The sequence below is a fragment of the Pseudoalteromonas sp. SA25 genome (assembly GCF_011378705.1).
In the GTDB taxonomy this organism is placed as follows: Bacteria; Pseudomonadota; Gammaproteobacteria; order Enterobacterales; family Alteromonadaceae; genus Pseudoalteromonas; species Pseudoalteromonas arctica.
Map to the genome: position 1 here is coordinate 197,054 of NZ_WTKV01000005.1, position 21,899 is coordinate 218,952.

Below are 21,899 nucleotides of genomic sequence, written 5' to 3' on the forward strand. Positions count from 1 at the left end.
TTTTTAGTAAATAAAAGAGAGAATGTAATGATTAAAGTAAGCGTATTATACCCAAATAATGAAAGTGCTACTTTCGATATGGACTACTACTGTAAAACACATTTACCCCTAGTTGCAGAGTTAGTTGGTAAAGCGCTTATATCAAGTAGTGCAGATGCAGGTTTAGCAGGTGGCGCACCGGGCGAAGCGCCAACTTATATTGCTATGGGGCATTTAGTGTTTGAATCGGTAGAATCTTTTCAGCAAGCCTTTGCACCTCATCAAGAGGCAATAGCCGCTGATTTAGTTAACTTTACTAACGTGTCTCCAGTAATTCAAATTAGCAATATTGCTGGGTAAATTACACGCTAAAACTAATTTAAGAACTACTTAATAACCCCTACCGCATTTAGTGCAGTAGGGGTTTTATTTTAATTGCAATAAAAGGGCTAGCGCTCTGTTTTAAGTAATATTAGTTCTAATATTTAGATGTATTAAACCCGCCCTTGTGTTGATTATGAAAATGATAAAAGTTATCATTTAGGTTGTTGGCTATCTACACTTCTCCCAGGAATTATCATGTTTAACCCTAATTATTTGGCATTAAGTATTGCTGCGTCTTTATCTGTTTTTTCTAATATAGCTTTTTCACAACAAAACGACGACATTGAAACTATTGAAGTAACTGGCCGTGCCCAGCAATTTTACCTAGAAACCGAAAGTAAAATTGGGACTAAAACTAATTTAGATCTTATTAAGCTTCCGCAATCTGCGCAGGTATTAACCGAGCAACTTATTATTGACCAAGCCGCGCGCGACATTACCGATTTATACCGATCTATTGCGGGAGTGAGCGAATATAGCTACTCAGGCGTAACTTTTCGTGGTTTTAGAGATGACGCAAATGTATTTTACGATGGTGTGCGTGGCGACCCATATTCGGGCTTTGGTGTACCGCAGTTATTTAATGTAGAACGTGTTGAAGTATTAAAGGGGCCAGCCTCTGCTTTGTATGGCGGTGGCGAACCTGGTGGGATGATTAATTACGTAACCAAAAAACCAAGCTACTTAGAAAAGCGCGAATTAAAGCTCACCTTGGGTAACTATAATACGCGTGGCGCATCACTCGATATGACCGGTGGTTTAAGCGATACAATGGCTTATAGGTTGGGTGGTTTTTATGAAGAGCAAGACAGCTTTCGTAACAATGCAGACTCAAAAAACACCGAGCTGACAGGTGGATTGTTATTTGATTTAAGTGATTCAACAACCCTAACCACAAGTGTTGACTACATTAAACAAGACCTAGGCGGTAACCGCTTACGGGGCGTACCGGTAGATGACAACGGCAACTTTTTAGTTGACCCAAGTTATAACGCTAATGAAGCGGTTGATTATCAAGATATGGAAGCGTTGGTGCTTCAAGCCGAGATAAGTCATTACTTTAGTGATGATTTTTCTGTAAGTAGCACACTGCGTTACATGGATAACGAACGCGATCAAGGCTACCATGAGTCGCAAAGTTGGGTAGATGTAAATGGTGATGGCGAAGCAAACATTGATGACGAAACCATCAAACGAGAATACCGTAAGCAATTTCGTGCTAATAAAGAAGCAAGTGTAACCACCGACTTTGTTTATAACTTTGGACAAGGACAATTAACCCATCAGTTTTTATTTGGTGGTGATTACCACACCGTTGATACCGAATATGACTACTTACGTGCCCGATATGAGGCCGATGGCGTCGCTAATTTAAATATTTTTAATTTAAACTACGGTGAAACCGACCCAAGCACTTATAACCTCACCGACATGAACCGCGATGGCGTTGATACCGACCGATTTGGTGTGTATGCACAAGACGTAATTAGCATAGGCGAGCAGTGGACAATTATTGCAGGTTTGCGCTATGACCATTTTAAAGAGTTTAATCAAGAAACTGGCTTTAGTTACTCAGATAACGACATAACGCCGCGCGTTGCTGTGACCTACCAACCAGTAGAAAACACATCGGTATATATTAACTACTCAGAGAGCTTTAATCCTACATCGTCAGCCGATCAAGAAGATGTAGAAGGCGAAGGTAATTTAGAACCAGAAACCGGCAAGCAAACAGAGCTGGGTATGAAAAACCAATGGCTCGACGGCAAAATTATGAGCACCTTTGCAATTTACCAAATTAATAAAGAAAACGTGGTAATGAGCAACCCTGACGATACGGGCGCGGGTGATGGCATTGCTGCACTTTTAAATATAGGTGAAGTAGAAAGCCGAGGGTTTGAAACAACTTTAGTCGGCGATTTATCAGCGCACTGGACCGTAACGGCTAACTACGCATACAACGATACGCAAGTGGTAGACGGCGTAACGGGTGATACGCTTTCAAATACATTTGGAGATGGTTCGCGCTTTGCTAATGCACCACGCCACCAGGCAGGTTTATGGACTCGCTACGCACTGGATTCGATTGATTCATCAATTGCTTTTGGTGCAAATTACGTAAGTGAGCAACTTAGTACAAGTGGTCAAAAAGTAAAACCATTTACCGTATTTGATATGAGCTGGACGAGTCGCTTTGACGACGTATTACTGAGTGTAAATATTAATAATCTGTTTGATAAAGAATATGCTGTAAGTGGGTTCAGTGAGCGAAACGGCCACTTTCCCGGCAGCCCTCGCGAAATTATTGGGCAAATAACCTACAAGTTTTAATACTTATTTAGCGCGAGAGTTACTCGCGCTTTGTTTTAAGTGTCGCCTTGCACCTTTTTATCACTATTAAATTTAGCTGATTCTTGAGTAGTGTTAATAGCCGTAATAGGGAAGGGGATTACAATACCTTCTTTTTTATAGCGTTTATGCAGGGCTTTTATAAAAGCAGATTTAACCCAAAAGCGATTAAAGTATTCTTTAGCTCTAAGCATTACCGTAAAGTTAATGCTTGATCTATCAAAGGTATGAAAAACCACAAAGGTATTGTAATCATCAACGCCCCATTCGTGTGAAATAAGTATTTCACGAGCCACTTCGAGTGTTACTTGTTCAACAAATTCTAAATCTGAATCGTAATGCACACTTATATCAACAGGCACGCTTAGCTCTTTTTCAGGGTAAAAGTAATTAATAATACGCGATTTAGATAATTGGCTATTAGGTATAATAATCATATTATTTGGTAGCATTTTAACCCATGTAGATCGCCAGCCTATATGATCAACAAAGCCTTGTTCCTTAGATTCAAGCTCAATAAAATCACCCACCCTTATAGGTTTATCTATTACTAGCTGCACGCCAGAAAAAAAGTTTTCGAGGGTAGGTTGCAAAGCAAGGGCAACAGCCAGTGACGTAATACCTAATGAGGCAATAATTGGCGTAATAGAAATACCTAACGTGCCCATTAATACCAGCAAACCCACTGACGATAATGTAACGCGTATCACGCCTTTAATTATGCTTTTTGAATTAAAAACCACGGCTGATTGTTTACCATAGTAATTAATAGTGCCAATAATAAAGCGGTCTAAAAACATAATAAGTGCAAGCAGCGCTAATACAATATTAATGCTATTAAAAGGGATCTGTTGAGAAATAGAAGTACTAATAATAAAGGTGTCGTGCTCTAAAATGGTGAGCAGCACAATAATTGTGCACAGTGTTAGCGGCTTAGATATTGACTCTATTAGTAAAGTATCGAATATAAACGTGGTTTTTGAAGTCCATTTTTTTAGCCAGTACATTACAAAAAAACGAATTAAAAACAGTAGTATAGCTATAAGTAAAAGGGAGGATGCTGCGCTTAACCAAGGTGTGCTGTTAGAAAATTCCAGCGCTTTATTTAGCATAACTTAAACCTGTTCAATATAGTTTTATATATATTGCAGCAAGTTATGTACCTTTGTTTGGGTAAAAGTAGCTGCCGAGTTTTAGTCGGCAGTAAGTATCATACTTTTTTGGCTAACCACATACCGCCTAGCACGGCTGCAAAAAATAACAAAAATTCCATTTTAAGAGATACCAATTGAACCAAACCCGGGCCTGGACATATACCACTTAAACCCCAGCCTAAACCAAAAAGTACTGAGCCGATAATTAAGCGCGCATCAATATTTTTTAAATTACTTAAATTAAACGTTCCTGAAATAAGTGGTTTCTCTTTTTTTGCAACCCATAACCATGTAAGCATCATTATTAGCATGGCAACAGCCATCACTATAATTAAGCTTGCGTCCCATTGGTTTCCATAGGTAAGAAAGTTAATCACTTTAGCGGGGTTTGTCATCCCGCTAATAATAAGTCCTAAGCCAAATATAAAGCCTATAACAACCATCATAATTGCTTTCATTATTTATCCTACAAGGTTTGCTGTAATGAAGGCGACAAGCATAAATGTGCATGTTGCAACCCAAGAGCGAGTAGAAAAGCGCGACATGCCGCACACACCATGGCCACTTGTGCACCCATTAGCTAACGTTGTACCAGCGCCAACTAAAAGTCCTGCAACAACAATAAGCCAAGGCGGTAATTGCAATTCGCCTTCTAATAAAGAAGGTGCAAATACCCTTACAGCGACTCCTGCCAACAACAACCCTAAAATAAAGTATAACTGCCAACGAGAGTCTGAATTTGCTTTAGCGAATACAGATTTAACAATGCCTGATATACCCGCAATTTTTCCGTATAAAACCAGTAATAACGTACACGCTATTCCTATTAATGCACCGCCTATTGCAGCCGACACTGGGGTGAATTCTGTTATCATTTTTAAATTTCCCAAACAATAGAAACGCCTAAACCGGTTTGTTTCATTTCGATTGATAATTGTTGATTAGGCGCTAAGTAGTTAGCACCCGTTACTTTTTTGCTGACGATTAATAGCACCGCTTTTAAAAATCACATAGATTCGAGCGTTTTACCGCGTGTTTCTTTAATGTATTTAACAACAAAGAATATGCTTATAAGTGCCGATAACGCATAAAAGCCATAAGCACCGGCAAGGCCAATGTTGGCAAGCATAATAGGGAAGGTCATTGTGATTGCAAAGTTAGCAATCCATTGTGCGCTTGCTGCAACAGCGAGCGCAGCCCCACGAATACGGTTATTAAACATTTCGCCTAATAATACCCATACAACAGGGCCCCAACTTAAGCCAAAAAATACCACAAATAAGTTAGCCATAATCAGCGCAAACGTACCCATGTTATCGCTAAGTGCAAGTTTGCCTGCGTCATCAAGGCCTGCACTGCCAAATATATAAGTAAGCGCGCTTAAGCTAATAAACATACCAATACTGCCTACTAATAGCAGTGGTTTACGGCCAACTTTGTCAACTAGGGCAATGGCAACAAAGGTCGATACAATATTAGTAGTACCTGCGAGCACATTTATAAATAGCGATTGCGACTCGTCAAACCCAGCTGCTTGCCACAGCTCAGAGCCGTAATAAAACACCACGTTAATACCCACAAATTGCTGAAATACACTCAGCGCAACACCCACCCAAACAATTGGGTGTACTTTTTTACTGTTATTAATAAATAAGTCACGAATACTTGGCTTTGTATCGCTATGCAATGAGCGTTTAACATCGCTTATTTGCGCATCAATGTTGTCGTTCGATATTTTACTAAATACCGTTTTTGCATCATCCACTTTACCTTGCGCCACTAAATAACGAGGCGACTCCGGAATAAACAGCACACCCACTAAAAACAGTACAGCAGGCACAAGCTCTGCCCAAAACATCCAGCGCCAAGCGGCTATATCAAGCATTAAAATATTTTGCGCGCTGCCTGCTGCATCAGCAATTAAGTAGTTACTTAAAAAAGCAGCAAATAAACCCAATACAATAGCGAGTTGTTGCAATGTAGCTAAACGACCACGTAGCGCTGGTGGCGCAACTTCTGCAATATAAGCTGGCGCTAATACCGATGCAGCGCCAATACCTAAACCACCAAACAAGCGGTAAAAAATAAACTCCGCAGAGCTTTCGCTAATGCCCGAACCAAATGCACTAATGGCAAAAATAATCGCGGTGATGATCATAATTGCACGGCGACCAAACTTATCAGCCAGCGGCCCCGCAGCAAGCGCACCTAGGGCGCACCCTAATAACACAGAGGCAACATTAAAGCCCGTAGCCACACTGCTTGAATTAAATGCATTACCTAGCGCCGACACCGTGCCATTAATAACGCCCGAGTCAAAACCAAATAAAAAGCCACCAATAGCAGCCACGGCAGAGATAAATATTACGTAAAAAAGAGAGGTGTTTTCAGCTGTGTTGGCTGAGTGGGAAGGCGGTGTGTGCGTTGTCATTATGTGCCCTGAAAGTTAAATTAAATATAAAAGAGCATAATATCGTAAAGCGCTATGGCTGAATACATTTGTGCAGGTATAAAGATTTAAATACCTTTAAATTAAAGGTATTAGTCTAAAGGCGTTAGATTAAGTACTTTTAACTGAAGTACAGTTTTTTGAATAGCGCAGACTGAATCTCAATAAACAATGTGCTTTGTATGGGAAGTAGCTGTTGAATCAATATTACTGATCTGTACTTTTTGTTTTTTTGCAATTGCAAGACCTGTTCTGAGGTTAGGTAATTGTTTACAAGTGATTATTTGGTGGTTAAAGTGAAAATATTATAAAATAGGAACATCTGTCGGTCTAAAGTGACAGATGTAGTAGACTAAGTTGTTGCGTGTTAATAATTCAGAGTGTATCTAGAGACTTATATGGATGTAATTAAAATTAAGCAGGAAATATACGAGTCAATACTGTGTGGTGATGTTTCCACATCAGTAATTGAAAAACTTGTGAAGAGCGACGGCACATGTCTTCCGAAAGAATGTGAGCTTTGGGATTATAAAAAGACATTTGAGGACTCCAAAGATGCATACCTAAAAACACTGAAGTCAATTATCAGTTTCCACAATACTTTTGGTGGGTATATGATTTTTGGTGTAGACGAGGTTGAGAAAGATACAACGTTTATTCTTACTGGAGTCGAAAAGAACTTAATTGACCAGCAAAAGCTAAGGGGGCAGTTTGACCGACACTTTAACCAAAGACTCGATCTTACATACGTAGAGTTACTTATTTCTTCACCAGAAAATGATGTCCTTGTTGGTTTGCTACATATTCCTAAAAGAGAAAAACGAATTCATTCAATAGCAGCTATCAATGATGGTTCCAACTCGAAAGGGAAGGTGATATTAGAAAAGGATGCTGTTTATATAAGAAAAATGGATGAGTGTAAAAAAGTTGTTTCTCAATCTGATTTTGAATTCCTTGTGTCTGAAAGAGGCTTTAATCTTGAAGAAACTGAATCTAAGAATATAAGAAAAAATATAATCGAACATAACCTACCTGATAAAAACTTCATATGCCCACATTTTATCGGGAGATTTGAAATAATTCAGGAGTTATGGTCTTGGCTCTCAGATGATTTTCAATACACCAAGGTTTTAGCCGCAGATGGCGGTAAGGGGAAAACATCAATTGCGTATGAGTTTTCTCAGCTGATAATCAAGTCAGGAACTGAGTTGTTCGAACAAGTTATCTGGCTAACTGCAAAGAGACAGCAGTTTAAAGCCGCATATGATCAATACGTTGGTACACCAGAAACACACTATAAAGATCTTGAATCACTTCTTAAAGAAGTTTGTTTAAGAACAGGTTTTTTGCCTGAAGAAGTAAAAGAGTTCACTTTGCAACAATTGCAAAGATCTGCCAGAGATGGCTTAAATTTAATTCCATCGTTTATTGTTGTAGACGACATTGACTCAAACTCTCCCGAAGAGCAAAAGCGTATCATGGAGATTGCTCGTTCTATATCAAATACGTCATCTAGGGTTTTGATGACAACACGAGCCAACAATATTTATTCAAACGATTCTTCAATCATAGTGCCAGGACTAACTGGAGGTGAATATAAAGATCTTGTTGAATCTATGTGTGATTCTATTGGCCTTCAAATATTTAATGATAAAAATACTGAGAAGCTAAATATAGCTTCTGAGGGGTCACCATTATTTACCGAATCAATTCTAAGATTATGCAAGTTAGGACTTTCAGTAGATAACGCAATTATTGATTGGTCGGGAAAGAGTGGGGATGCGGTACGAGAAGCAGCATTGAGAAAAGAAGTTACTGAATTATCACCTGAGGCAATAAAAATTCTACTAACTATTAGTTATGTTGGCTCCTTGTCACGCAGCGAACTGCATCAGTATACTGATTTTGAAAATTCAGAAATCAATACGTCAATTGAGCAACTAGGGAACCTCTTTCTTATTAGTAGTATAGAGTTTATCGAAGAAGAACCAAGATTTGAGAGTACCTCATCTATAAGTAAATTAGTTCTTTCTATAGCAAATGATATAGTGCCAAATGCAGATGAATACATCGGTAGAATTAGAGAGATTTGTGAGGGTTTAGAGGCAAATTCACAGATTCACATACCAGAGGTTGGAGCAGCGGTTAGGCAATGCAACTCTCTTTTAAATGAAAAAAGGTATGATGATTCAAGAAATACGGCACGTTCACTGATAAGAAAACCACGATACAAAGAAAATAGTGATCTTTTCTTTATTCTTGCAAAGACTGACTATGAAGATCCTAGTGTTACTAATGAGGTTGCTAGAAAATCATTCTCTGATGCATTCATTAAGGGCCAAAGAAAGCTCGCATTTTTTGAAATGTGGTATCAAACAGAAGTTAATTATGGAAGTAGTAGCGCAATATTAGATGTTTGTAAAAATGCCCTTCATAGTTTAGGTAAATTTGATGCTCAATGGGGAGAGCGATATGTGTATGCAAGTTACAATCAAGCGAATAATGCTACAAGTTATGAAAATAAAATTCGCCATTTTGTTACCTGCTATGAGCATCTGTCTAAGTTAATAAAGATATCTAGAAAAGAAAAATGGGAGCAGTTTAAAGATCTGAGTATTGAGGTTGTTGATGCTATATGGGAAGAGTCTGTTAATAATTCTATGTATGAGGTCGCTGGTCGAGCAATCATAAATTCTGTAAACGGTGGAGATATTAGAAGTATAAACTTTAATAGAATGATCGAGGTATCTGAATTTTTTATGGACGATAAGTTAGTTTCAGAAGAGGCGTTTCGAGAACTTAGGGACAATCTTGAATGGGCATCTAAACTTATACGTGCTGGCTCTGGGAGCCGTGAGACGCTGGCTTTGAAGTTGGAGCAAACATATCGAAAAATTATAGCGTCGACGCGTAACAAGAAAATGCGGGTGTCAGCGTAGCTACACCTGATTTTGGCATTCAGGCTATAGAATTACTCTTTTTTTAAGAAAAACAGTCTGTTTTATGGATTCCAAAGAATGCATAACTTAATGTTTTGAAAACGTTTAGAGTTAATTGCAGAAACTCATTATTTAATTGAATTTGGCTGTTGGAGTTATTCTGTAGCCTCGTTATGTTTAGGTGGCCCTACGTGAGAATAATTGATGAAAAACCTTGGAGTTGGACTCTATATGAGCATGATGATGAGTATTTCTTGTCTGTGATGTGTGGTTCTGTCGGGTTATATAGTCGAGATATCATTTTAAGCGTTGATGAAACTGAGTGTTATCTAACCCGAGGAATTGACGAGATAATTGAAATGGCAAAGATAATTTCTTTTAGCCCCCAAAAGTTTAAATCCAGGCATATTGTTGGCTTTCATGAAAAACTCGCTGCTATAGTTGCAGATGAAAAACCTCGAAATTATTTTGAAAATAAAACCTAACAAGTTGTCCGCTTATCAACGCTAATCCACAACTAGTATGAAAAGTATTTTGAGCACTATTTATAGTGCTAAATCCTCCCCAGTCTCTGTCTTACACCTCAAAGTTCTCAAAGTACTCTTTTTGTAGCTCTATAGTCAGTGCTTTAGGGCGAATGCCTTGTACTAGGCTGTATACTTCTTCTTTTGTGTAACCTGTCGAATTTAAAATAAGCGCAGCGACCAACCCTGTACCGCCTTTGCAATGTATGGTAATGGTTTGTTTGTGTTGTATGGCCTGTAGTATGTCGGTTTTGTGGGTGTTCCAGCTTGATGTAAAAGGTTGTTTGGGTGCTTCGTCGTCATTTATAGGTAAATGAAACCAGGTTATATCGTGCTTATTGCACTCACTATTAATTGTTTCTACGTTGTTTTTTTCAAGTTCTTTTTGCGACATAAGCGACAGCAGCACGTTAGCGCCAGCAGCTTTTAATGTGGCGATTGAATCCGCTAAGTTTTGTGTTTTTGTACTGGGGCCTGTTTATCTTTCGAGGTTAATTTTGCAGCAGTATGTTTGGTATTTAGGCAAGGAAGAGCTTATGTAGTGTGGTTGTTCCCCATAAATAGGCGATAACGCAGTATAAATGCCAAACATGCGCTGCCCGAAGGGTTCTGCCTAGGGGGGATTGACTCTTTGTTGCTCGGCTTTTACTTAGCCCACTAGGTTACAAGCCTCGCGCCGCGATTAAATCCCCCCTAGATTGAACAAATTTAATCCTGAAAGGTCAGCAGGCCCTGAGCAAGGCGTAAAAATAATATTTGCGCCGTTGTTGAGTGATAAAACATCGTACGGATGCGCGCTCATGGTAAGTCCTTTATTTTTAATGAATTTGCTTTAATAAGCTCACTATAGCGTGTTTTAGTTACAAGTTTAAGATTGAATAATAAGCGCAAATACTAGATACTGTTTTTATATACAGTTGTGGCGATATTATGAAAAAAGAATTACCAGCAAAATACTATTTAGCGCATTTTAAAGAGCTTATTGAGTTTGTAACAAGTAAATGTATGCATTTACTTGAGCCTAAACATAGTGAATTTATTAGTAAAATTAACCAGCTAGATGAGCAAAGCCAGTGCATGTTGGCGCGGGTGTATTCGCGCAAGCCTTATTTGGTGCAGGCGCAATCGCTTAATTATGAAGAAATAACATCGCCGCATCAGGCTATTTATACGCTAAAAAAAGCGGGCATTTTATTTGAGCCAAACGAGCAGCATTATTCGCAGCTTTTAGCGCACTTAACCAAACCTTCTTTGGTTGAGTTACTAAGTAATTACGACGAGCAAATAAGCTTTAAAAAGAGCGCCGCTAAAAGCGCGCTGGTGGATATTGCGCGTGAGTTTTTTAAGGAATGCCCACAAGAGCTTGCGCCACTTTATAGCCAGTATGTAATTAATAATCGCAATGACTACTACGAGTATTTTGAGTTTTTATTTGCAGGCAAACTAAGCGGTGGTGATGTAAATCATCAAAATCGTTTTGTAATGCGAGACTTAGGCTTAACCGCTACGCGCGAAGGACACAGTGAGAGCTTGTCACGCTTTGAAACACTTGACGAAGCACAATCAAACTATTTACTAAACCGTTACCGGTTAGCATTTAAAAATATTACAGATGAGAGTGATTACGTTGCTTTAGCGTCGCAGGTTTTAGTGCAAGCTGCACATGGTGCCATTGCCGTTGTATTAAAAAACAAATTATTAGTTAGGCTTTATAGGCAGCTAAAAACAGTTGATAGCGAACTTGCTTTTAGCTTACTAGAAGGGTGCGCGGATGATAGCGAAGCACAAGAAATTCAAATAAGAGAGCAATACAGGCTTGGCAATAAAGAGTGGGTAAAAGCTCGATTAGAAGCCATTATCGAAAACCCGCTCACTGATGATTTACTGTATTTTGCTGACGATTTTTTAATGCGTAAGTTTAATAAAAAAACACGTTCTCGTTTAAGTGCCATGCTTGCCAACACTCAGTGCGTGTTAGAAATAGATGAACTGTACCGAGGTGAAGTAGAGCAGGGCGTAAACGATTATTATACTCGCCAAGGTATGGCTGTATTTAATACCGAAAACACGCTTTGGCAAAGTTTGTTTGGTTTAGTATTTTGGCATGAGTTATTTGTGGAGTCGCCTTATCCGCCATGCAATGAGTTTGATATTTATCCGCAAGTATTAAGACTTGGTAATTTTTATGAAGCGCAATACGCGCAAATTAATGAGCGTTTAGCGCAGTGCCAAACGTCGCAAGCATTACTTAATTTAGTATGCAAAAATGCAGCGCAATACTTTGAGCAGCCTAACGGTTTGTTTAGATGGCGCAGCAATTTATTAGAGCCGTTAGAAGCGCTTATTTTAAACAGCCCTATTAAGGCACTAATTGCGCACTTAACAGCCATGAGCAAACATTATTTACAGCTAAAAGACGGCTACCCCGACTTAATGGTAATTAATAATGGCCAAGTACATTTTGAAGAGGTAAAAGCACCGGGCGACAAACTTAGACGCAACCAACTAACCACTATTGATAATTTAAAAAATGTGGGCTTTACGGTACATATTGCTGCAGTTAAATGGTTTGTAGATCCACACCGTATTTACAGTGTGGTCGATATAGAAACCACAGGCGGCTTAAAAGGCGGTAACCGTATTACCGAAATAGGCCTTGTAAAAGTGCAGCACGGTAAAGTAATTGATACTTGGACAAGCTTAGTTAACCCCGAGCGCCATATACCTGGATTTATAACGTCACTAACTGGCATAAGCGATAGCATGGTACGCAACGCGCCTGTATTTGCCGATATAGCCAAGCCGCTATTAGATAAACTCGCAGGCAGTATTTTTGTAGCCCATAACGTTAATTTTGATTACGGTTTTATTAAAAAAGAATGCGAGATGGCAGGGCACTTTTTTAAAATGCCAAAAATGTGCACCGTGGTTGAATCGCGCAAAGCGTTTAAAGGCTTAAAGTCGTATTCGCTTGGTAACCTTAGTACGCATTTTAATTTAAATTTAACTAGCCATCACCGCGCATTGGCTGATGCCACTGCCACTGCCGAGTTACTATTACTTATTCAGGAATCCCAAAGTAGTGAATAAGCAGTAAATCTTAACTTAAGGAGTAGTATAAATTAAAAGTACTTAGCTTGTTTTAGCTAAGTGCTTTTTTCGTGGTAAAAATCCAGTTACAAGCATAGTGCCTACAATTACAAATAGTGCGCCTAGTAATGTATTTGGCCCTATTTGCTCATCTAAAAATAAATGCCCCCAAAATATGCCAAATAATGGAATTAAAAATGTAACCGTGAGTGCTGAGGTTGGGCCAATATCGTCGATTAATTTAAAAAATAAAATATAAGCAAGGGCGGTACATACTACGCCCAGTACTAATACACCTAGCATAATGTTGGTGCTTGGTATTTCTCGTATTGGCATAAATAAGATAAGCGGTAATACCATAAAGCTCGAAGCCCACATTGAGCCATGGGCATTATCGAATGGGGCCAGTTTAGGCGCATTTTTAGTGTAATGCGATGCAATGGCATAGCAAAGTGAAGCACTCAATGCAGCGACTATAGCCATTATTGATTGGCTATTTAATACAAAATGATTTTGCCCAACGAGTATTGCAACGCCTATTAAGCCAAGTAGTAAACCAAGCACCATACTTTTATTGGGCTTTGTTTTCGTCCATAAAATTCCAACGACAACACCCCATATTGGTGTTGTAGAATTTAAAATTGAGAGTGTGGATGCACTAATAGTTTGGGCTGCGTAAGCAAAAAATAAAAATGGAAGAGCAGAATTAAACGCGCCTATAATAAAAAAGTGTTTTTTATGTTGGACAAACGCTAAGCGGCGTTTTAAATACAAAGCAACAATAAATAAAGTAACTGCAGCAAAGCCTACTCTAAACTCAATTAATACCGCAGGCCCCAAGCTGTTAGCTGCCATTCGCATAAATAAAAAAGAAGCGCCCCATATAGCGGCCAGAAAAAATAATCGCAGTAAGCTTGCTAAGGTCATGATAGTATTTTAATTATGCTGATTGGTTTTTAGAATAACAGGGTTTATAAAAAGTGTAAGCCATATTCGGAACTGGCATATAAAAATAATAAATTAAGGATAAGAATGAAAACGTTCTCAGTAGTTTCTATGGTATTTATCACTTTTTTGGGTGGATGTAATTCAAGCCCAATCAACCTTTACAGTGATACCACCATGAAAAAGAATGAATACAATGGTATTAAAGCGTATCGAAAAGGACAGTTTGAAGCCGCTTTCAATTATTTAAAAGAGCCTGCTGGGCTAGGCTATAAAAGCGCACAATACACGTTGGCGTTTATGTTTTTGAAAGGCCAATACTTGGAGCAATCTACTAAACTAGGGATGGGCTGGCTAGGTGTTGCAAAAGAAGCGAGGGTTGAAAATTGGTCTACGCAATACGATGTATTTTACAGTGCAGCGACTATGCAGCAAAAACAACAAATAGACGAAACAGTTGCGTTGTATATAACGCAATTTGGCGTTAAAGCACAAAATATGACCTGTCGGCGTTCAACTTCGCCTAGGCGTACATTTGGTGAAGTTAAAATTGATTGCACTAAGCATGAAGGTAGCGTTACCGAGCACGACATACAAATAATAGAATAGAGTTATGGCTTTTCTAGCTTTTTTTCAAAGTCGCTTTTAACAATATCGAGTGCTTTTAAGACCTCTTCTGGAGCAACATCGTGTTGCTCTAGTATCATAATTAAATCTACTGCAAGTTTAATATGTGTAGGGGCTTGATCAAGTGGGCTTGTCATTTAACTCTTTCTTTTTTGATATTTGGCTAATGGCAACATTTATTGCTGTTTGTACACGTTGTTCCATATGTATGCGTTCTGATTGCGGTAAATAAAACGCCATATCTACATCGTAGCGAATATATCGTGGCGGGAGCTGATTTAGTACCGTACAACAAAAGTCAGCCATTACATCTTCACCATATTTTTCATCAAGTTTAAGTTTGATAATTTCTTCAACTACAATCTTTTCGTAATAGTTGTGTATGTCTTCGTGTAATCGCATATTCCCACCGCTTTAAAATAATCCGTTTAACTGAGTCTATACTAAGGCTTACTATAAATCGATAGCGGCTTTAAATAGTTGTTTATGAACATTAATTAGTGAACTCAAATTACGCTGATAACCGCCACCTAAAGCGCACATTAGTGGGGTTTGATGTTGCTTACAGAAGTTGAGAATAAACAAGTCGCGCTCATATACGCCATTGAGCGATACATCAAACAAGCCTAACTCGTCTTTTGTGTAAATATCAGCACCTGCATTATACAAAATAATATCGGGGTTATGAATACGCACGCAAAAATCGAGTGCTTGCTCTAATGTAGCAAGGTACTCAGCGTCGGTTGTTTTAGCGGGCAATGCAAAATCGTAGGTGGACTCTTGCTTATTACGAGGAAAATTTTGTTCACAATGAATTGAGCAGGTAATAATTTGGTCATGGTTTTGAGTGATTTGTGCTGTGCCATCGCCTTGGTGTACGTCGCAATCAAAAATTAAAACAGTGTCGGCTTGCTCTGTATTTATTAAATGTGCTGCTGCAATAGCTAGATCGTTAAAAATACAAAAACCGCTACCGTAATCACTGTATGCATGATGATAGCCACCACTTAAATTAGCCGAAAAACCATGTTTTAGCGCGTGTTCACAACTTTGGATGCTTGCCCCAACTGATAGTAATGTGCGCTCTACCAATTCATTTGAATAAGGAAAGCCCATTTTTTTTATGGCTTTATTGCTAAGCGTGCCGTTTAAAAAGTTATTTATATAAGTTTGATTATGACATAGCGAAAGTTGAGATTTGGTTACTTTTTTAGGCTCTTGAAAGTGAATAGCCGAAACACTTAGATTTTCTATTTCGGTTTTAAGTAACTTATACTTTTGAATAGGGAATCGATGACGTTCTGGGAGTATAAGGTCTGAATACAAAGGATGATAATAAAGCTGCATAGTAAAGTTCGGCTTAACGCAGCTGCTGTTTTTCTACTTGTTGTATTTTGTCCTCAGTGGCAGAAATTGCTTTTCTACAGCGACCTAAACGAGCATGTGTGCTTAATATTTCAAGGTTAAGCTTTTGTGCTTTAGCTGGCGAGGCTTTATCCATTTGCATTTTTCGCTCTTCAATCATGAGCACTAAACGGCGTTCAAACTCATGGTTTTGTTTTAATTCGTCGTAAAGCTCGTGCGATGATTGCATTATTTTTTGTACCGCTTGCTTATAAACGGTTTGCTTAGGGCGGGGTTTATAATGACTTTTATTTTCTTTAACCCAAATAGGTGTTGATTTAATAACGTTAAATACGGCTTGTACCTGAGTACTTATACGTTCAAGTGCATAAGTGTAAGCATGGCGATGATCGCTTGGTGGTAACCTTGATACTTCGTCTTCTATTTCTATTACGTAATCGGCTAGGTTCATACTCTTTGTACTAAAAACTGCGCGGTCAAACAAGCTAGGTTGCGCTTGCATGTAACGATTTTTAGAAAAAAGTTTAGCTTTATCAAATTGCTCAGCTTGTTGTTTTAGCGTTGCAACTTGTTGGCGTAGTTTATCTAAAGCTGTAGGGTGCATATTAAAAGTAAGCCTCGTAAATTAGTTTTAATGCTAAAAGTATAACCATAGTATTAAATACAGGGCGAATAAATTTACTACCAAAACGTATTGCTGAATGTGCTCCAAACCATGCGCCTAGCATAATAAAAAAGCCCATTGTTATGCCAAGTAAAAAATTTACATGGCCGAGTGCTACAAAGGTGATGAGCGATATAAAATTAGAAACAAAGTTCATTGAACGCGCTAAACCACAATTGAGTAGCAAGTTCATTTTATAAAGCATGCCATTAGAAGCGGTCCAAAATGTCCCCGTACCTGGGCCTGCTAAACCATCAAAAAAGCCTAATGCTAAACCCTGTAGCCATTGTTTTATTTTCATCGCTTTGTTTAGTTTAGGGAGCTCATCGCCTTCAGTGGTACTTAAATTACCAAATAAGCTATAAGCGGCAACTAAAATAATAATAATGGGGAGTAGTTTGTTTAAAAAATCGATACTTAAATGATCAACAATAACAGTACCTATCAATGCACCTATTGCGGTAGCAATAATAGAGGCAGCCCAAAACTTTGGACTAAATAAGTTCTTTTTATAATAAGTATAGCTTGCCGTTAACGAGCCAAAACTTGCTGCTAGTTTATTGGTGCCTAGTGTTAAATGCGGAGGTAAGCCTGCAGTTAATAAAGCGGGCACAGTTAACATGCCACCGCCACCGGCGATAGCGTCTATAAAACCTGCGGCAAGTGCAACAGCACATAAAACAGCCCAGGTTGTTGGATCGAGTGCGAGTTCAAACATTAATAATCTATTTGTCTTTTAAAAGGTGGTAGGGTGTCGAGCATGGCTTTACCGTATCGCTTAGTTACTAAGCGTCTATCGAGAATAGTAATACAGCCTTCATCACTCTCTTTTCGCAGCAGTCTACCACAGCTTTGTACCAATTTCTTAGCGGCGTCTGGCACGGTAATCGTTAAAAACGGGTTGCCGCCTTTGCTTTGTACAAATTCTGCTTGCGCTTCTTCTATAGGCGAAGTAGGTACAGCAAACGGGATTTTAGTAATTATTAAGTTCTCTAAATATTTCCCTGGTAAATCAAGACCTTCTGAAAGGCTTTGTGTTCCAAATAAAATACTGCCTTTGCCTTCGTCTACATTTTTGGTGTGTAACTTAAGTAAAGCTTCTCGCGACATCTCACCTTGTACTAATAAGTTAAAACCTTTTGTTCTAAGAAACTTTGTTACATGGTCCATTTGCCAGTAAGAAGCGAACAATACAAGGTTCGCTTTTTTATCATTTAGGTACTCTGGTAAAGTTTTAGCTAGGTGATCACTAAAGTCTTTATCGGTAGGTTCTACTTTAGATACCGGAATACGTAAAGTGGCTTGTTTTGGGTAGTCAAAAGGAGAAGGTACTTTAATAAATTTAACGCCTTCTTCTTTGGCAAGCCCTGTTTCGTAAGCAAAGTGATCAAATGAGCCGAGTGCACTTAATGTAGCAGAACACAAAACAGCACCTGCGCATTCGCGCCATAATTTATCTTTTAGGTAGTAACCGACCTCAATAGGGCAGTCGCTTAATAAGTGATCGTGATGGCTTTTGTATTCAAGGCGTTTTATCCACCGTGCATGCGGAGCACCTTCACCTTTTTTAGCGTAACTAAACCAAAGTTTGTTTAGCTGCTCTAATCGGTTTATGTATTGCCCGCTTTCGCCTAGTATTGGGTCGGCAACGTAAGGTTTTATGTCGCCGTCACTTACATCTTGGGTGAGTGTGTCGTGCATTTTGTTTAAGCAGCGCAGCGCATCTTGCGTGGCTTCGCTTATGTCTTTTGCTTTACTGTGCAGTGACTCTGGAATTTCACCGTGTTCAAAGCGATAAGTATCGTCTTTTGAGTATTCAAAGTCGGCATTATCAAGAATATCGCGAACTACTTTTAAATCTTTATTCGCGTCATTAATGCTGTCGCAAAGTTTAAAGTTTTGCCCAATAGCTCTTTGTCCCACTAAAACCTTCGCCATTTTCCCGCTAAACTTGGTGAGCTTATCAAGCCATTCTATCGTGCCTTTAATTGTGGCAGCAGCCGATGAAAAATCGCGAGTTATATGTGCTAAATGATGCGCTTCATCAATAACGTAAATGGTGTTGTCGGGCTCTGGTAAAATTTTACCACCGCCTAGGTCTAAATCGGCAAGTAATAAAGAGTGGTTAATTACCAGCACATCCATTTGCATTAATTGATTACGAGCAAGCTGAAACGGACACGTTTGATGGGCCTTCATTTGGCGCTGGCACGAATGTTTATCGCACGCTATTAAGTTCCACACTCTATCGGGTACGGTATCGGCCCAGCTGTCTCTATCGCCTTGCCATTTTTTATTCACATAGGCGTTATATAGCTCATTCAAACATTTGGTTTCCATTGCGCTCAATGGTGAAGTAAGCGTTGGCATAAAGTCCATTTGTGTTTGGCTATCGCCGTTTACAGCATTATGTAATTTGTGGGCACAAATATAACGATGGCGACCTTTTACCAAATCAAATTTAAAGTCGAGGCCTGAATGCTTTTTAAAAAATGGGAGTTCTTTCGCTATTAATTGTTCTTGCAGTGCAACGGTTGCGGTAGAAATAACGAGCTTCTTTTTTTGCGCTAAGGCAAGCGGTAATGCGCCTAAACAATAGGCAAGAGACTTACCGGTACCGGTGCCTGCTTCAATTACGCAAATACGCTGCTTTTTATGGTATTCGCCAGCAAGCGTTTTTGCTATTTCGGCTACAAGGTAGTTTTGACTGCTACGAGGGCGATAATCGTTTAGGTTGCTAGCCACATGCTGGTGTACTTGCCTAATTGTTTTTTTTAGTGAGTCAGAAAGCATGGGATGATTTACCTAAAGTATGTATATAATTACAGTGCTATGGATTTTAGAGTTATAAGGGTGTAACTACAAGAAGTGATGAGATTAATTTAGCAAATAAAGTATCTGAGTGTTTATTTAGGTTGAATGTATGGCTTTAAAGCATTTTGAATTAAGTAAAAACTTACATATATATGAATAAGGTTTAGTAATAATGTACTTAACAGCCGGTTTTATTGTTTCTTCTCATGCTTATGATACTGCTAACGGCATCTGCTACGAAGCGTGGTTTTGTAGTGATAAAGGGCCTATAAAAACAGTATCAGCTAACGAAAATGCGCTGTTTTTTATCAAAAGTAAAGATGCTGAAATAGCGCATAAAATATTAGCAGCTGAGTCACTTATCTTTAATATTAAAAGTCTTGAGTTAAAAAACTTTCAGCAAGAAGATATGTCGGCCTGTTACTTCAAATCACTAAAGCATTTTTATTCTGCTGCTAAAGCTTTAAAGCAACGTGGAGTTGTATTATTTGAAGAAGATATTCGACCAATAGAGCGCTATTTAATGGAGCGCTTTATAAAAGGAGGTGCTTGGGTAACGGGTAATGTTTTTTATCAAAATGGTTATACATTAGTAACAGAGGCAAAATTAAAAGCAAATGATGAGTATTCCCCAACTCTTAATAAGCTCTCGTTAGACATTGAATGTAACGAAAGTGGCGTTTTGTTTTCTGTTGGACTTGTGGGCTGTAATTTAGACTGTGTTTTAATGATTGGCGAGCCAGATAGAGAAGCTGAAAACCTAGAGTTTGATATTATTTGGTGTGTAGATGAGGCTGAGCTCTTAAAGGGATTGGAGCATTTTATTAAGCTTAGCGATCCTGATGTCATAATTGGCTGGAATGTAATTGAGTTCGATTTTTCGGTTATTCATGAAAGAGCTGAAGCACTAGGCATTAAGTTATTACTGGGTAGGGGAGATCAACCTTTATATGTTCGCAAAGGACACTTTACTCGAGTATCGATCCCTGGGCGATGTGTGGTTGATGGAATAGACACTTTAAAAAATGGTACATATAGCTTTGAGAGTTTTTCTTTAGCTAACGTTTCAAATCAAGTGTTGGGTGAGTCCAAATTAATCGACACGGCTAATAGTCTACAGGAAATTATTAGGCAATTTAATGAAGATAAGCTTTCTTTAGCAAAATATAATCGACAAGATTGTATTTTGGTAAATAAAATTTTTGATAAATTAAAGCTACTCGATTTTTCTATTATAAGAACAAAGCTCACAGGATTAGAGCTTGAAAAAAAGGGCGGCTCTGTCGCTGCTTTTATTAATATGTATTTACCACTACTGCATCGCAGCGGTTATGTTGCCCCTAATATGGGCGATCATGGACTTACATTTGAAAGCCCTGGCGGTTATGTAATGGAGTCTATTCCTGGGCTTTATAAAAATGTCATTGTTTTAGATTTTAAAAGCTTGTACCCCAGTATTATGCAAACTTTCTACATTGATCCACTCGGACTGATAGAAGGTTTAAAAAATCCAAACCAAAGTGTGCAGGGTTTTAATGAAGCCCTATTCTCGCGAGACAAGCATCACTTACCTTTACTTGTTAAAAGCTTAGCGTCCCAAAGGCAGCTCGCCAAAGACAATCAAGATCAAATGCTTTCTCAAGCAATAAAAATAATAATGAATAGCTTATATGGTGTTTTAGGCTCAAAAGGGTGCAGGTTTTACGATCCTAGGTTATCTAGCTCTATTACGTTAAGAGGGCACGAAATAATGCTACAAACTAAAAAATGGATAGAAGAGCTTGGTTATAGCGTTATTTATGGTGATACCGATTCTACATTTATTAAGTTGGATGATGATTTAACCCACGACGAGTGTAATGAAATTGGTGTGTTTTTAGCTAAAAAGATAACTATAGATTGGATTAACGAGATTAAACAAACGCACAACTTAACAAGTCATTTAGAAATAGAATTTGAATCTCTTTATAGCCCTTTCTTTTTGCCAACCATAAGGGGGAAGCTAGTTGGCTCTAAAAAGCGCTATGTCGGTAAATTAATTAAACCAAACGAATCAAAACTAGTATTTAAAGGATTAGAAATAGTAAGAAGTGATTGGACTAAACTTGCTCAACAATTCCAGTTCGACCTATTTACTAGTCTTTTTGATGGAAATTTAAATATAAATGACCTTGTTAAAGACTATACAACAAAGTTATACCAAGGTGATTTTGATCATTTACTCATTTTTAAAAAGAGATTAGGTCAAAACTTAATCGATTATAAGAAAAATATCCCCCCTCATGTTCAAGCAGTTAAAAAACACCAGAAAAAAAAGAGCGAATTTACGGTCAATAGAGGTGAATTTGTTACATTTGTTTACACAACTGCTGGAGTTGAACTGTATCAAGGCTTTCATAGCTATGACTATTCAATTTATGTAGAAAAACAGATTGTACCGTTATTTGAAATGGTTGATCTTATTTCGCACTCAAGTGTTTCTTTTGGGTTAAATTTACAAGAGAAACTTTTTTAATAACACCATAAATAGCAACATATCTGTGTTTTCATACTGTCCACATCTTATTTATTCTAGTTTATTGCGATTTTAATTATTATATTCGCAAATATTTCTTT

At 38.3% G+C, this 21,899-nt stretch carries 18 protein-coding genes and 2 pseudogenes; 7 read left to right on the forward strand and 13 right to left on the reverse strand.

Annotation, left to right across the window (positions count from 1 at the left end; genetic code table 11):
* The first annotated feature begins 27 nt into the window (after positions 1–27).
* Together GQR45_RS06185 and GQR45_RS06190 are read left to right on the forward strand one after the other, a co-directional pair.
* Complete coding sequence (locus GQR45_RS06185; RefSeq protein ID WP_007584064.1) at positions 28–339, forward strand: EthD family reductase; 312 nt, start codon at positions 28–30, stop codon at positions 337–339.
* 219 nt (positions 340–558) lie between these two features.
* Positions 559–2,694: a TonB-dependent receptor gene (locus GQR45_RS06190; RefSeq protein WP_165725422.1), complete on the forward strand. Its 2,136-nt coding sequence runs from the start codon at positions 559–561 to the stop codon at positions 2,692–2,694.
* A gap of 35 nt (positions 2,695–2,729) precedes the next feature.
* On the opposite strand, the gene GQR45_RS06195 is transcribed toward GQR45_RS06190, so the two are convergent.
* From GQR45_RS06195 to GQR45_RS06210, 4 genes are all read right to left on the reverse strand, one after another.
* Positions 2,730–3,824, reverse strand: a complete 1,095-nt coding sequence (locus tag GQR45_RS06195; protein WP_165725423.1) for a mechanosensitive ion channel family protein — start codon at positions 3,822–3,824, stop codon at positions 2,730–2,732.
* 98 nt (positions 3,825–3,922) lie between these two features.
* Positions 3,923–4,324: a DUF6691 family protein gene (locus tag GQR45_RS06200; RefSeq protein ID WP_007584057.1), complete on the reverse strand. Its 402-nt coding sequence runs from the start codon at positions 4,322–4,324 to the stop codon at positions 3,923–3,925.
* A 3-nt stretch (positions 4,325–4,327) separates the two neighbouring features.
* On the reverse strand, positions 4,328–4,741 hold the full coding sequence (locus GQR45_RS06205; protein ID WP_021032090.1) for a YeeE/YedE thiosulfate transporter family protein: 414 nt from the start codon (positions 4,739–4,741) through the stop codon (positions 4,328–4,330).
* A 131-nt stretch (positions 4,742–4,872) separates the two neighbouring features.
* Entirely contained in the window at positions 4,873–6,297 is a 1,425-nt protein-coding gene (locus tag GQR45_RS06210; RefSeq protein WP_165725424.1) for a sugar porter family MFS transporter, read from the reverse strand.
* A 416-nt stretch (positions 6,298–6,713) separates the two neighbouring features.
* Here GQR45_RS06210 and GQR45_RS06215 point away from each other — a divergent pair, with 416 nt between their 5' ends.
* On the forward strand, positions 6,714–9,254 hold the full coding sequence (locus GQR45_RS06215; protein ID WP_165725425.1) for an ATP-binding protein: 2,541 nt from the start codon (positions 6,714–6,716) through the stop codon (positions 9,252–9,254).
* A 191-nt stretch (positions 9,255–9,445) separates the two neighbouring features.
* Complete coding sequence (locus tag GQR45_RS06220; RefSeq protein ID WP_145990801.1) at positions 9,446–9,739, forward strand: hypothetical protein; 294 nt, start codon at positions 9,446–9,448, stop codon at positions 9,737–9,739.
* 91 nt (positions 9,740–9,830) lie between these two features.
* Here the strand turns inward: GQR45_RS06220 and GQR45_RS06225 are convergent.
* Both GQR45_RS06225 and GQR45_RS21325 read right to left on the reverse strand, forming a co-directional pair.
* Positions 9,831–10,244: pseudogene (locus tag GQR45_RS06225) on the reverse strand (protein phosphatase); the annotation flags it as partial.
* A 264-nt stretch (positions 10,245–10,508) separates the two neighbouring features.
* A pseudogene (locus GQR45_RS21325) lies at positions 10,509–10,580 on the reverse strand (protein phosphatase); the annotation flags it as partial.
* Positions 10,581–10,708: 128 nt separating this feature from the next.
* On the opposite strand from GQR45_RS21325, the gene GQR45_RS06230 reads away from it, so the two are divergent.
* The gene (locus GQR45_RS06230) at positions 10,709–12,868 is read left to right on the forward strand and encodes an exonuclease domain-containing protein (RefSeq protein WP_165725426.1); all 2,160 of its coding nucleotides are present in this window, start codon (positions 10,709–10,711) and stop codon (positions 12,866–12,868) included.
* Positions 12,869–12,910: 42 nt separating this feature from the next.
* On the opposite strand, the gene GQR45_RS06235 is transcribed toward GQR45_RS06230, so the two are convergent.
* Entirely contained in the window at positions 12,911–13,795 is an 885-nt protein-coding gene (locus GQR45_RS06235) for a DMT family transporter (RefSeq protein WP_165725427.1), read from the reverse strand.
* Between the two features lie 105 nt (positions 13,796–13,900).
* On the opposite strand from GQR45_RS06235, the gene GQR45_RS06240 reads away from it, so the two are divergent.
* Positions 13,901–14,422, forward strand: coding sequence for a sel1 repeat family protein (locus GQR45_RS06240; RefSeq protein WP_165725428.1), 522 nt, complete (start codon positions 13,901–13,903; stop codon positions 14,420–14,422).
* Between the two features lie 2 nt (positions 14,423–14,424).
* On the opposite strand, the gene GQR45_RS06245 is transcribed toward GQR45_RS06240, so the two are convergent.
* From GQR45_RS06245 to dinG, 6 genes are read right to left on the reverse strand one after another with little or no spacing between them, the layout of a single operon-like run.
* Complete coding sequence (locus GQR45_RS06245) at positions 14,425–14,577, reverse strand: DUF2496 domain-containing protein (RefSeq protein ID WP_007584045.1); 153 nt, start codon at positions 14,575–14,577, stop codon at positions 14,425–14,427.
* Positions 14,561–14,842, reverse strand: a complete 282-nt coding sequence (locus GQR45_RS06250) for a late competence development ComFB family protein (protein WP_165725429.1) — start codon at positions 14,840–14,842, stop codon at positions 14,561–14,563. The genes GQR45_RS06245 and GQR45_RS06250 overlap by 17 nt, the downstream gene beginning before the upstream one ends.
* A gap of 51 nt (positions 14,843–14,893) precedes the next feature.
* The gene (locus tag GQR45_RS06255) at positions 14,894–15,787 is read right to left on the reverse strand and encodes a histone deacetylase (protein ID WP_165725430.1); all 894 of its coding nucleotides are present in this window, start codon (positions 15,785–15,787) and stop codon (positions 14,894–14,896) included.
* Positions 15,788–15,800: 13 nt separating this feature from the next.
* Positions 15,801–16,409 (reverse strand): primosomal replication protein, encoded by a 609-nt coding sequence (locus tag GQR45_RS06260; protein WP_165725431.1) that lies wholly within the window; start codon positions 16,407–16,409, stop codon positions 15,801–15,803.
* Position 16,410: 1 nt separating this feature from the next.
* Positions 16,411–17,187 carry a TSUP family transporter gene (locus GQR45_RS06265; RefSeq protein WP_024593658.1) on the reverse strand — a complete coding sequence of 259 codons (777 nt, stop codon included), beginning with the start codon at positions 17,185–17,187 and terminating at the stop codon, positions 16,411–16,413.
* Positions 17,187–19,262 carry an ATP-dependent DNA helicase DinG gene (gene dinG / locus GQR45_RS06270; protein WP_165725432.1) on the reverse strand — a complete coding sequence of 692 codons (2,076 nt, stop codon included), beginning with the start codon at positions 19,260–19,262 and terminating at the stop codon, positions 17,187–17,189. The genes GQR45_RS06265 and dinG overlap by 1 nt, the downstream gene beginning before the upstream one ends.
* A 193-nt stretch (positions 19,263–19,455) precedes the next feature.
* Here dinG and GQR45_RS06275 point away from each other — a divergent pair, with 193 nt between their 5' ends.
* Positions 19,456–21,798 (forward strand): DNA polymerase II, encoded by a 2,343-nt coding sequence (locus GQR45_RS06275; RefSeq protein ID WP_165725433.1) that lies wholly within the window; start codon positions 19,456–19,458, stop codon positions 21,796–21,798.
* The last annotated feature ends 101 nt before the right edge of the window (positions 21,799–21,899 follow it).